At 61.6% G+C, this 11,477-nt stretch carries 10 protein-coding genes and 2 tRNA genes; 3 read left to right on the forward strand and 9 right to left on the reverse strand.

Features of this window, described 5'->3' with window-relative positions; all coding sequences use genetic code 11:
• Positions 1–30: 30 nt before the first annotated feature.
• From E4P32_RS07245 to E4P32_RS07270, 6 genes are all read right to left on the reverse strand, one after another.
• Positions 31–1,374: an amidase gene (locus E4P32_RS07245; RefSeq protein ID WP_116432598.1), complete on the reverse strand. Its 1,344-nt coding sequence runs from the start codon at positions 1,372–1,374 to the stop codon at positions 31–33.
• Between the two features lie 3 nt (positions 1,375–1,377).
• Positions 1,378–1,878 carry a CreA family protein gene (locus E4P32_RS07250; protein WP_116432597.1) on the reverse strand — a complete coding sequence of 167 codons (501 nt, stop codon included), beginning with the start codon at positions 1,876–1,878 and terminating at the stop codon, positions 1,378–1,380.
• A gap of 81 nt (positions 1,879–1,959) precedes the next feature.
• Positions 1,960–2,157 (reverse strand): DUF1653 domain-containing protein, encoded by a 198-nt coding sequence (locus E4P32_RS07255; protein WP_116432596.1) that lies wholly within the window; start codon positions 2,155–2,157, stop codon positions 1,960–1,962.
• Positions 2,158–2,267: 110 nt separating this feature from the next.
• Positions 2,268–2,354: transfer RNA gene (locus tag E4P32_RS07260), tRNA-Leu, on the reverse strand.
• A gap of 159 nt (positions 2,355–2,513) precedes the next feature.
• Positions 2,514–5,651 carry an efflux RND transporter permease subunit gene (locus E4P32_RS07265; protein ID WP_116432595.1) on the reverse strand — a complete coding sequence of 1,046 codons (3,138 nt, stop codon included), beginning with the start codon at positions 5,649–5,651 and terminating at the stop codon, positions 2,514–2,516.
• Positions 5,648–6,700, reverse strand: a complete 1,053-nt coding sequence (locus tag E4P32_RS07270) for an efflux RND transporter periplasmic adaptor subunit (protein WP_116433845.1) — start codon at positions 6,698–6,700, stop codon at positions 5,648–5,650. The genes E4P32_RS07265 and E4P32_RS07270 overlap by 4 nt, the downstream gene beginning before the upstream one ends.
• A 357-nt stretch (positions 6,701–7,057) precedes the next feature.
• Between E4P32_RS07270 and hpnC the strand changes: the two genes are divergently transcribed.
• Complete coding sequence (gene hpnC / locus E4P32_RS07275) at positions 7,058–7,867, forward strand: squalene synthase HpnC (protein WP_116432594.1); 810 nt, start codon at positions 7,058–7,060, stop codon at positions 7,865–7,867.
• Positions 7,868–7,986: 119 nt separating this feature from the next.
• Here hpnC and E4P32_RS07280 read toward each other — a convergent pair whose 3' ends face one another.
• Positions 7,987–8,322, reverse strand: a complete 336-nt coding sequence (locus E4P32_RS07280; protein ID WP_116432593.1) for a hypothetical protein — start codon at positions 8,320–8,322, stop codon at positions 7,987–7,989.
• A gap of 198 nt (positions 8,323–8,520) precedes the next feature.
• Entirely contained in the window at positions 8,521–8,727 is a 207-nt protein-coding gene (locus tag E4P32_RS07285) for a hypothetical protein (RefSeq protein ID WP_167735675.1), read from the reverse strand.
• A gap of 172 nt (positions 8,728–8,899) precedes the next feature.
• Between E4P32_RS07285 and E4P32_RS07290 the strand changes: the two genes are divergently transcribed.
• Positions 8,900–8,976, forward strand: a tRNA-Met gene (locus E4P32_RS07290).
• Positions 8,977–9,131: 155 nt separating this feature from the next.
• Positions 9,132–10,520 (forward strand): ATP-dependent RNA helicase DbpA, encoded by a 1,389-nt coding sequence (gene dbpA / locus E4P32_RS07295; protein WP_158559693.1) that lies wholly within the window; start codon positions 9,132–9,134, stop codon positions 10,518–10,520.
• 72 nt (positions 10,521–10,592) lie between these two features.
• On the opposite strand, the gene E4P32_RS07300 is transcribed toward dbpA, so the two are convergent.
• A complete protein-coding gene (locus E4P32_RS07300) occupies positions 10,593–11,429 on the reverse strand; it encodes an HDOD domain-containing protein (RefSeq protein ID WP_116432590.1) in 837 nt (278 codons plus the stop codon).
• Between the last annotated feature and the right edge of the window lie 48 nt (positions 11,430–11,477).

Genomic DNA, 11,477 nt, shown 5'->3' on the forward strand with positions numbered 1-11,477 from the left:
GGAGCGTATAAAAACCGCCGAAGAAGCCGCTCAGCCTTGCCCGCCGTGCAAAAGCGCCTCGACCGCACGGCCGATTGCCAGCACCCGGGCATCAGCGCCGCGGCTGCCGCAAATGCTGATGCCCACCGGCAACTTGCCGTCGGACGGACAAGGCAGATTCAACGCGCAGCCGTCGAGGAAATTGATCACGCTGGGATTGCGCAACACTAGCCCGTTGGTGGCGAAGAAGGTTTCGTCGCTGTCTTGCAAAGGCTGCAACAGCGGTGGCACCACCGGCACGGTCGGCATCAGCCAGGCGTCGAACACCGCCAGACGGCGCTCGGCCTGGGTGACGATGCGGCGGCGCGCCGCCAGCAAATCGATGTAATCGGCTGCGCTTTGCTGCGCGCCGCGGCGGATACGCACCGCCACACGCTGATCGTACTTGTCGCCGGCACGTTCCAGCAGGCTGCGATGCCAGGCCCAGGATTGCGCTGCGCTGAAGCCGCCACCGGCATTGATCGACGGCAGTTCTTTCAATTCAGGGAAGGAAAAACGCTGGATCAATGCACCCGCCTTTTGCAGGCGCGACAAAGCCGCTTCGAATGCAGCGCGCACGGTATCGTCCATGCCATCGTTGACGAAATCTTCCGTCACGCCAAAACGCAATCCGGACAGCGGCACGGCATCGGTGGCCAGGGTTTCGCCCGACAGAATCGCATCCGCAATCGCGCAGCAATCGACGCTGCGCGTGAGCGGCCCGGCCGAATCCAGTGTGGTCGACAATGGCACCGCCCCGTCCAGGCTGACGCGTCGCGCAGTCGGCTTGAAACCGGTCAGGCCGCAGAACGCCGAAGGAATCCGGATCGAGCCGCCGGTATCGGTGCCCAGCGCCATCACCGCCATGTCGCCCGCCACACTGACTGCGCCGCCTGAGGTCGAACCGCCGGTAACACGCGTGCCATCGAGAGGATTGCGCGGCGTGCCGTAATGCGGATTCAGGCCCAGTCCGGAAAATGCGAACTCGCTCATGTTGGTGCGTCCCAGCAGGACCGCGCCGGCATGACGCAGACGCGCCACGGCGGGTGCATCAGCCTGTGCGACCGGCGCATCCGCCAGCGCCTTCGAACCGGCAGCCGTCACCTGGCCCTGGACGTCGAACAGATCCTTGATCGACACCGGCAAGCCTGCCAGCAGCGACGGTACATTGCCGGCGGCACGTGCGGCATCGCTGGCGCGCGCGGCAGCCAGCGCACGGTCGGCGTCGACGCTGACGTAAGCTGCCCCGCCCTGCCCGCGATAAGTGGCGATGCGCTCCAGCGCCTGCTCGACCAGTTTGACGCTGGTGGTTTGCCCTGCCTGCAATTCGGCTGCGAGAGCTCTGATAGTCTTCATGATTTATTTCACCGGAATGGGAGTGGACGTCGACACGGGGACGGCAGTGATGGCATTCATCGGACTGCCGTCGATCAGCTTGTCGGAATACGTCAAATATACCAAGGTGTTGCGCTTCACATCGACCAGCCGCACGATGTGCAGGCGCTTGAACAGGATCGACATGCGCTCCGAAAATACATCCTCCTGCACCGGCACGGTTCCCTTGAAGGAAATCGCCGGCGCCACTTGGCGACAGGCAATCGAGGCCTCGGCCTTGTCCTCGGCCAGGCCGACGGTACCCTTGACGCCGCCGGTGCGTGCGCGCGACACGTAGCAGGTCACGCCGACCACTTTGGGATCGTCATACGCTTCCACCGCGATGCGATCGTTCTTGCCGAGCCAGCGGAACGCCGTGCTGACGTCGCCGAGCTCCTGCGCTGTGGCGGGCAGGACGACTGCCGATAACGACAACGACAGCGACAGCGACAGCGTGATCGCTGCCAGACATGAGAGCTTGCGCATGATGTTTCCTTTGCTGTGGAGATGAGACGAGAATGCAACCTTAGCAGACAAGACGCAGTCCGCTGCGATGAAGCGCCGGCATTATCCTGCGTCAGCCATCAACGCAAAACGCGGCACGCGCTTGCCGTCGACCTCGATCACTTCATGGAACACGTCGCGCGGACGGATCCAGACGGTGCCGTTGGCGGCGCGGTACACCACCATCGGCGTCAGGTCCGACTCCAGCGTCGCCTCGTACAGGAATTCGTAAATGCCGCCCTTGTAATGCTGATAGCGCATGCCTGCTCCCGGTTCGATAAACATCAGGTTGCAAATGAAAATCGCCCGGCGCATTGCACGAACAAGTCAGCGCTGCGGAGCCGGGCGAACGGAAAAACAAAGGGAATGACTGGTGCGAGGGAGGGGACTCGAACCCCTACACCATTGCTGGCGTCAGGACCTAAACCTGGTGCGTCTACCAATTTCGCCACCCTCGCTGAAAGGTTGCAATCATTGACCGGCTTGCGCTGGATTTTTCAGCGTGTACGCCGGAGAACCAGGTCCTGTCAATGAGGTAGCAGTTTTAATGCAGCCCGCTATTCTACTGCAAGCTTGGCGGGCTGTCTGCGTTTTTATCCGTCTCCGGGGCAATTTTCCTAGGGCTTCTTGACCCTGAACAGCGCCGCATACGCCGCCGGCAGGAACAGCAGCGTCAACGCCGTCGCCACTACCAGGCCACCCATGATCGCCACCGCCATCGGGCCCCAGAACACCGAACGCGACAGCGGGATCATCGCCAGCACCGCCGCCGCTGCGGTCAGGATGATGGGGCGGAAGCGGCGCACTGCCGATTCGACGATGGCGTCCCACGGCGCGGCGCCGGCGGCGATGTCGTGCTCGATCTGGTCGATCAGGATCACCGAGTTGCGGATGATCATGCCGAACAAGGCGATCACGCCGAGTTGCGCCACGAAGCCGAACGGACGATGCAGCACCAGCAAGGCCACCGCGGCGCCCGCCACACCCAGCGGGCCGGTCAGGAACACCAGCATGGCGCGCGAGAAGCTATGCAGCTGCAGCATCAGCAAGGTGAAGATGATGAAGATCACCAGCGGCACGTTGGCGGCGATCGAATCCTGCGCCTTGCTGCTGTCGGCTGCGGCACCGGCCAGTTCGATCGCGTAACCGGCCGGCAGCTGGGCGCGGATGGCGTCGAGTTGCGGACTGATCTGGCTCGACACGGTCGGCCCCTGGATGCCGTCGGCGACGTCGGATTGCACCGTGATGGCCCATTCGCGGTCTTCACGCCAGACCACGCCCGGCTCCCACGCCAGGCTCACGCGCGCGACCTGCGCCAGCGGCACGCTCTTGCCGCTCGCGGTCGGGATGTTGGCCTGGTTGAGCGCGTCGATAGTGGCGCGCTCTTCCAGCGGCTGGCGCACCAGGATGTCGATGAGCTTGTCGTTCTCGCGGTACTGGCCGACGGCGGTGCCGGTCAGCAAGGTGTTGACGGTGCGCATGACGGTTTGCGAACCGATGCCGAGCACGCGCAACTTGTCCTGATCGAGATCGATGCGCAAGGACTTGACCGATTCGTTCCAGTTGTCGTTGAGGCCGATCACGTTGGGATTGCGGTTCATCACCGCTTTCACCTGATCGGCGATGGTGCGCACCTTGTCGACTTCGGTGCCGGTCACGCGGAACTGCACAGCGTACGGCACCGGCGGTCCGCTCGGCAGCAGCTTGACGCGGCCGCGCACGCCGGGGAAATCGTTCTTGAAGGCGTCGACGATTTTCAGGCGCAGCGACTCGCGCGTCTTCAGGTCCTTCGGCAGCACCACGATCTGCGACACGTTGGTCTGCGGGAAAATCTGGTCCAGCGGCAGATAGAAGCGCGGGCTGCCGGTGCCGACGTAGCTGGTCACGCTTTCCACGCCGTCCTGCTTGCGAATGAAGGCTTCGAACTTCTTCGCCTGTGCCTCGGTGGCCTTGAAGGCGGAACCTTCCGGCAGCCATAGCTCGATCATCAGTTCGGGCCGGCTGGAATCCGGGAAGAATTGCTGCTCGATGAAGCGAAAGCCGAACAGGCCCAGCATGAACGCCGCCAAGGTCAGCAGGATGGTGGTCTTGCGCCACTCCACGCACCAGGTCACCAGCTTGCGGAAGCGCGAGTAGAACGGCGTGTCGAACAATTCATGATGGCCGTCGGCATTGGCCGCCGGCTTGACCTTGAGCAGCAGCACACCGATGTAGGGCGTGAACACCACCGCCACCAGCCACGAAATCAGCAAGGCGAGCGCATTGACGGAAAACATCGAAAACGTGTACTCGCCCGCCGCCGATTTGGCCAGGCCGATCGGCAGGAAACCCGCCGCCGTGATCAGCGTGCCGGTCAGCATCGGGATCGCCGTCGAGGTGTAGGCGAAGGTGGCCGCATCGAAGCGCGACAGGCCCTCTTCCATCTTGCGCACCATCATTTCCACCGCAATGATGGCGTCGTCGACCAGCAGCCCGAGCGCGATGATCAGCGCTCCCAACGAAATCTTGTGCAGGTCGATGTCGAAGATGCGCATGAACAGGAAGGTCACCGCCAGCACCAGCGGAATCGTCAGCGCCACCACCAGCCCCGGCCGCACGTCGATGCGCAGCGGCTTGGTGTGCAGGCCGAGCGCGATGAAGCTGACCGCCAGCACGATCAGCACCGCTTCGACCAGGGTATGAATGAATTCGCCGACCGAATCGGCGACGATCTTCGGCTGGTCGGACACGCGCTCCAGCTCGATGCCGACCGGCAGCTTGGTGCGCAATTCATCGGACATCTTGTCGAGGTTGCGGCCCAGCGCAATGATGTCGCCGCCCTTCTCCATCGACACGCCGAGGCCGATCGCCTCTTTGCCGTTGAAGCGCATCTTGGTCACCGGCGGATCGACGTATTCACGCTTGACCACGGCGAAGTCGCCCAGACGGAACGTGGTGCCGTTGGCGCGCAACTGCATCTCTTCCAGCTCTTTGGGCGAACGGAAGGCGCCGCTCACGCGCACCTGCAGGTTGTCGCCCGGGGTCACCAGCACGCCGGTGGACTCCAGTGCATTTTGCGCAGCCAATTGGTTGACGATGGTGTCGAAGGGAACGCCCAGCTGCGAAAATTTCTTCTGCGAAAACTCGATGTAAATCTTCTCGTCCTGCACGCCGAACAATTCCACCTTCGCCACCGACGATACGCGCAGCAATTGCTGGCGCACGAAGTCGGCGTAGTCCTTGACCTCGGCATAGGTGAAACCGTCGGCCGAGAGCGCGAAGATCGAGCCGTAGGTATCGCCGAATTCATCGTTGAAGAACGGGCCCTGCACCGTCGACGGCAAGGTCAGCTTGATGTCGCTGATTTTCTTGCGCACCTGGTACCAGGTCGGCGGCACTTCCTTGGGCGGCGTTGATTCGCGCAATTGCAGCAGGATCAGCGTTTCGCCCGGCTTGGAATAGCTGCGGATGACGTCGATGTAGGGCGTCTCCTGCAGCTTTTTTTCCAGCTTGTCGGTGACCTGGTTGGCCATCTGCAAGGCGCTCGCCCCGGGCCACTTGGCGGTGACCACCATGGCGCGGAAAGTGAACGGCGGATCTTCGTCCTGGCCCAGCTTGCCGTAACCGATCACGCCCCCGATGATCAACACCACGATCAGGTAGCGGATCAGCGGGACATGTTCCAGCGCCCAGCGCGACAGGTTGAAGCCGCGAGGCTGGGCAGCGGCATCGATGCCAGCCTTGCCTTCGTTGCTATCTTTGTCCGCCCCGTTCATGGATTCTTCCCTTGCGGCGCCTTGACGTTCGGCTCGTCGCCGGTAAGCGGCTCAGCGCCGAGGATCCTGACCTTCTGCCCCGGCTTGAGCAGGTTGACGCCCGCGGTCACCACGGTCTGTCCGGGTGTCAGGCCACTGGCGATGAGCACGTCATTGCCGCTCTGCCCGCCGAGCTGTATCGGAACCACCTTCACAGCACCGTTTTCCACCAGCCATACCGAAGTCTTGCCGTTGACCGGATACAAGGCCGTCAACGGCAGGCGGATCATGTCGCCGGAAGTCTTGCCGGCGAACGCGACGTACGCCGTCATGCCCAGCCGCACCTCTTTCGCGGAATCAGGCAAGGCCACCTTGAAAGTATAGGTACGTGTGGCGGCGTCGGCGATCGGCGAGACTTCGCGGATCTTGCCGACGATCGTGTCCTTGGGATTGGCCCACAGGCGCACGCGCACATCGGCGCTGCGACGCAAGACATCGACCTTGTCTTCCGGCACGCCGATGACCACGTCCTTGTCGCCGGCCTGCGCCACGCTGACCACGGGCGTGCCGGCGGCAACCACCTGCCCGGCTTCGGCATCGACCGCCGTGACCACGCCGTCGACGTCCGCCGTCAATACGGCATAGCCGGTCTGATTCGATTGATTGCGCAGCGACGCCACGGCCTGGTCATAGCCCGACAACGCCGATTGATAGGCGGTCTGCTTGGAGTCCAGGGTCGCCTGGCTGACGAAATTCTTGTCGCGCAGCTCCTGATAGCGCTTGAGTTCGGCAGAGGCCAGGTCGCGATTGCTCAACGCCGACTTCATCGCCGCATCGGCCTGGCGTTGCGCCAGTTGCAGATCTTGCGGATCGAGCTGCATCAGCACCTGACCGCGTCGCACGATGCTGCCGACATCGACCTTGCGCGCGACGATCTTGCCGCCGACCCGGAATCCGAGCCGCGACTCCACCCGCGCCCGTACTTCGCCCGGGAACTCGGCCACGACATCGGCATTACCGGCGGCGATGACGATGGCCCTGACGGGGCGGATTTCCTCGACCTTTTCCACCTTTTTTGAACACGCGGCCAACGCGGAGACGGCCAGACAGAGCGCGACGGCTTGCTGCAATCGACGACGGCCCGATGCCGGTCGGGTCAACACTCGCACAGGAGTGGGCACGGAAGTCGGAGCAATCACGTTTTTCCTTTACTATTCGGGCAGAAATTACACAGGCCGACGCGCACCGGACGGCGCGGCGCCTATAGTGACGCCGCTGCGGCAGGAGTGGACGGCTTTTTTACGGACTTGAGACAGCGGATGGTGATGCGAGCAACTTACTGACTTTGCGGTTAGTAATTATAATCGCGGGCCTGCCGTTTGGATATATATCGGGTTTTCATCGTTTTTATTGGATATTTCACTGGCATGGCCGTTGATCACTACGAGAACTTCCCCGTTGCCTCCGTGTTGCTTCCTGCACGCCTGCGTCCTGCCGTCAAGGCAATCTACGCCTTCGCACGCAGCGCCGATGACATCGCCGACGAAGGCGACGCCACGCCGGAGCAACGCCTGGCGGCATTGATTGCGTATGAGGATGCGCTGGACGACATAGACGCGAGCCGACCGTCGGCGGATCCGATGTTTGCGACGCTGGCCGACGTCATCCGTGCATACCGCTTGCCGTTGACGCCGTTTCGCGACCTGCTGTCCGCGTTCAAGCAGGACGTGGTGACGACGCGTTATCAGGGTTTCGATGCATTGCTGGATTACTGCCGCCGCTCCGCCAATCCGGTCGGCACGCTGATGCTGCATCTGTATGACGCCGCCACGCCGGAAAACCTGCGCAACTCCGACGCCATCTGCTCGGCGCTGCAACTGATCAATTTCTGGCAGGACGTGGCCATTGACTGGCAAAAGCAGCGCATTTACCTGCCGCTGGAAGACCTCGGACGTTTTGGCGTGAGTGAGCAAGACATCGCTTCAGCCAATGCCGGCGCGTCTTGGCAGGCGCTGCTGCAGTTCGAGATCGACCGCGCGCGCGCCATGATGTTGTCAGGCGCACCGCTGGCGCGCCGCTTGCCGGGACGCATCGGCTGGGAGTTGCGGATGGTGGTGCAAGGCGGCTTGCTCATCCTCGAGCGCCTGGAACAAGCTGATGGCGATGTCTTCACGCGCCGGCCAAAGCTGGGCAAGCGCGATTGGATGCTGGTGCTGTGGCGCGCGTTGGCGATGTGATCCGGCATGCTGTCATGTGGACGAAAAAAAGCCTCTTCATCGAAGAGGCTTTTTTATTGCCGACAACGCAGGTCATGCGTCGCGGCATTCGTCAATCAGCAGAAAACGCTGAAGCACAATTACGGAGTCTTGTCGGTCTTCGGCTGCGGTTGAGCCAGCTGGGCATTACGCTCGGCGGTGGCTTCCTTCTTCTCCGCCTTCAGGTCAGCCTTGGCAGCCTTCTTGTCAGCCTTGGCTTGCTGCTTGATTGCCTTCTTTTGTGTCTTGTATTCCGCCTTGGCGTCGGCGTCGGATTGACGCTTTTGCACATACGGATCATTGGAGACACCGTTGGCTGCCGATGCAGGAACGGTCACGCCGGGAGATGTTGCTTCCGTGGTGCTGGCTTGTTGCGCCATGGCGCCACCGGTAACGGCAAGCATTGCCGCTGCAATAATGAGCTGACGTGTTTTCATGAGTGAATCTCCTTTACTTGGTTAAATGAATCCGTCGCATCACAATGACTGACAGCGAATCTCCGAAATGTTCACAATGTCTGTCAGACATCGCCGGACACCGCTTCCAGACTGGCTTTGCGAGGGGCACGTAGTAGTAGAAGGTGAAAACTCAGGATGGTTCGCAAGCATTTGAAACTTATTGTTAAAGCGCTTGCTTCAACGCTTCTTCCGGCTCTGTTTGTAGATCGTGTGTGCGTCCTGCAGCGCACGCTCTTCGGTCCGCAAATTGTCGTTATCGTCGTGCGCGACGAAGAACTCGGCGGCCTGTGCCTGCACCACCAGTTTGATCGCATCAGGATCGGTGACGTCATACAGCTCAGTGATCAGCGTCGTCACTTCGTCCAGGTATTCTTCATAAGTCATCTTGCTCATTGCTTGCCCTCGCCTTCGTCCATCTGATCGTTCATGAAGCGCGCAGTGTATGCGCGGCGCGCGCCTGCGTCCATCTGCGCCCATGTTCAGCGCTTATTTATACGTCCACGGAAATCATTCCTTGCTATTCAAATCGATGCTCTGTAGAATTCGGTCCCTCAGACGCGGGGTGGAGCAGTCTGGCAGCTCGTCGGGCTCATAACCCGAAGGTCGTAGGTTCAAATCCTGCCCCCGCAACCAGTTTCCAAAAAATGAATCAGCAGGCATATCAAAGCCCTTGGCGTTTAGACGTCAAAGGCTTTTTGTTTTGCGCGATCGCTTTTACGCCCCGCCCTGGGCCGAATGCTGACGCCGCCTCTGTTAGACTGACTCATCCCCATTCGAATGCCCCGATCATGACCTCATCCTCCTTTTCCAGCCTGCCGTTAGCGCCGGCAATGCTTGCCAATCTGGAGCAACTTGGCTATCACGAGATGACCACGATCCAGGCCGCGAGCCTGCCGGCAGCGCTCGAAGGACGCGACCTGATCGCCCAGGCCAAGACCGGCAGCGGCAAGACGGCGGCGTTCGGCATCGGCATGCTGCACAAGCTCAATCCCAGCTATTTCGCGATCCAGGGGCTGGTGATTTGCCCCACGCGCGAATTGGCCGATCAGGTGTCCAACGAATTGCGCCGCCTGGCGCGCTTCACGGAAAACATCAAGATCCTGACGTTGTGCGGCGGCACCGCGATGCGTCCGCAAATCGCCTCGCTTGAACACGGCACCCACATCGTGGTCGGCACCCCCGGACGCATCCGCGATCACATCGGCCGCGGCACCATCAATCTGGCCACGGTGCAGACGCTGGTGCTGGACGAAGCCGATCGCATGGTCGACATGGGCTTCTACGAAGACATCGAAGGCATCGTCAGCGCCTGTCCGGCACGCCGCCAGACGCTGCTGTTCTCGGCCACGTACCCAGATGACATCCGCAAGGCCAGCGCGCGCTTCCTGCGCGACCCGGAGGAAATCAAGGTCGAGGCCCGCCACGATGGCGACAAGATAGAGCAACGCTTCTTCGAAGTCTCGGCGGAACAGCGCAACTTCGCCGTGGCGCGCCTGCTGCAGCACTATCAGCCGGTGTCGACGCTGGCCTTCTGCAACACCAAGATCCATTGCCGCGAATTGGCCGAGGAATTGCGCGCTCAGGGTTTCAGCGCCCTCGCCCTGTATGGCGACCTGGAACAGCGTGAACGTGACGAAATCCTGGTGCAGTTCTCCAACCAGAGCTGCTCGGTGCTGGTGGCGACCGACGTCGCCGCCCGCGGCCTCGACATCGCCAATCTGGGCGCGGTCATCAACGTCGACGTCACGCGCGACACCGAAGTGCATATCCACCGCATCGGCCGCACCGGCCGCGGTCAGGAGCGCGGGCTGGCGCTGAACTTGTGCACCCCGAACGAAAAACGCTGGGTCAAGCTGATCGAGGAATATCAGCATGCGTCAGTGCAATGGTTTGATCTCGACGCACTCGACACCAACGAAGACAAGGTCTTGCGCGCGCCGATGCGCACGCTCTGCATTCAGGGCGGCAAGAAAGACAAGCTGCGTCCGGGCGACCTGCTCGGTGCGCTCACCGGCGACGTCGGCCTGACCAAGGAACAGGTCGGCAAGATCAATGTATTTGAATTCTCGACCTATGTCGCGCTCGACCACCGCATCGCCGACAAGGCCTGCGACAAGCTCGGTGCGGGCAACATCAAGGGGCGCAATTTCAAGATGCGGCTGTTGCGCAGCGCCTGAGGCCCGGACTCTTCCGGCAATAAAAAAAGGCAGCCGTTTCAAGGGCTGCCTTTTTTATTGCCGAATGTCGCGTCAGATCAGCAGGGCCGAAGTCAGCGAGCGGATTTCATCAGCGGAATCTTCCAGCACGTCGCGCAGTGCATCGTCGCCCATGAATTCGTCGACGATGGTGTCGGACTGGCGACCGGCTTCCAGCGCGCTCTTCTGGAACGGCGACGGCACCGGCGACAACTCCTTGGCCAACAGCAGCACATCGCCCAGCGTTTCCGGCGGCAGCACGCGGATGCCGTGCCACAGCGATTCGACCGCAGCCACCACGGCTTCGGGGATACCCAACTTCTTGAGCACGGCGCGGCCGATCATCTTTTCGCCGTATTCCGCCCAATCTTCGGCGTTGCCGTCGAGCAGGCCGGGGAATTCATCGGTGCGCGAGAGCAAATAGAAGCCCCCGACTTCGTGCACGATGCCGGCGAACATTGCCGTTTCGGGATCGAGGCGCGTCATCTTCAGTGCAATGACTTGCGACAATGCGGCGACGTTGGCGGTGTGCTCCCACAACTGCGCCGCCTTGACGCGCATCTCGGGATCCGAAATGTTGCGGCCAAGCTGGCGCACGATGACTGCCGTCGTGATGGCATTGAGGGTCTTGAACCCCAGCCGCATGACGGCCGTTCGGACATTGTTGATTTCACCGCCGGAACGGTTGTAGGCAGCCGAATTGGCGATCGCCACGGTACGCGCCGACAGCAGCGGCTCGGCCATCACCAGTTTTGATGCCGCCTCAAGATGGCAATTCGGATCGTTGAGGGCCTGCTGCAGTTTGATCGATGCATTGACGTTGGTCGGGAACACCAGCTCGCCCCGTCCGGCCTGCACTGCAATGCTTCTGAAAGCTTCCAGTCTGTTCATGAAGAAATGGTCTCCTCGCCTTGATTGCTCACCCCAGTCGCGCAATGC

This window comes from Herbaspirillum sp. 3R11 (assembly GCF_004563925.1).
Classification (GTDB): Bacteria; Pseudomonadota; Gammaproteobacteria; order Burkholderiales; family Burkholderiaceae_D; genus Herbaspirillum.

Bases quoted from the DNA above. Each gene is read 5' to 3' on its own strand.
- E4P32_RS07265 (WP_116432595.1), bottom strand. From the start codon at position 5,651: ATGAACGGGGCGGACAAAGATAGCAACGAAGGCAAGGCTGGCATCGAT.
- E4P32_RS07285 (WP_167735675.1), bottom strand. From the start codon at position 8,727: ATGACTTATGAAGAATACCTGGACGAAGTGACGACGCTGATCACTGAG.
- E4P32_RS07300 (WP_116432590.1), bottom strand. From the start codon at position 11,429: ATGAACAGACTGGAAGCTTTCAGAAGCATTGCAGTGCAGGCCGGACGG.
- E4P32_RS07245 (WP_116432598.1), bottom strand. From the start codon at position 1,374: ATGAAGACTATCAGAGCTCTCGCAGCCGAATTGCAGGCAGGGCAAACC.
- dbpA (WP_158559693.1), top strand. From the start codon at position 9,132: ATGACCTCATCCTCCTTTTCCAGCCTGCCGTTAGCGCCGGCAATGCTT.
- E4P32_RS07250 (WP_116432597.1), bottom strand. From the start codon at position 1,878: ATGCGCAAGCTCTCATGTCTGGCAGCGATCACGCTGTCGCTGTCGCTG.
- hpnC (WP_116432594.1), top strand. From the start codon at position 7,058: ATGGCCGTTGATCACTACGAGAACTTCCCCGTTGCCTCCGTGTTGCTT.
- E4P32_RS07255 (WP_116432596.1), bottom strand. From the start codon at position 2,157: ATGCGCTATCAGCATTACAAGGGCGGCATTTACGAATTCCTGTACGAG.
- E4P32_RS07280 (WP_116432593.1), bottom strand. From the start codon at position 8,322: ATGAAAACACGTCAGCTCATTATTGCAGCGGCAATGCTTGCCGTTACC.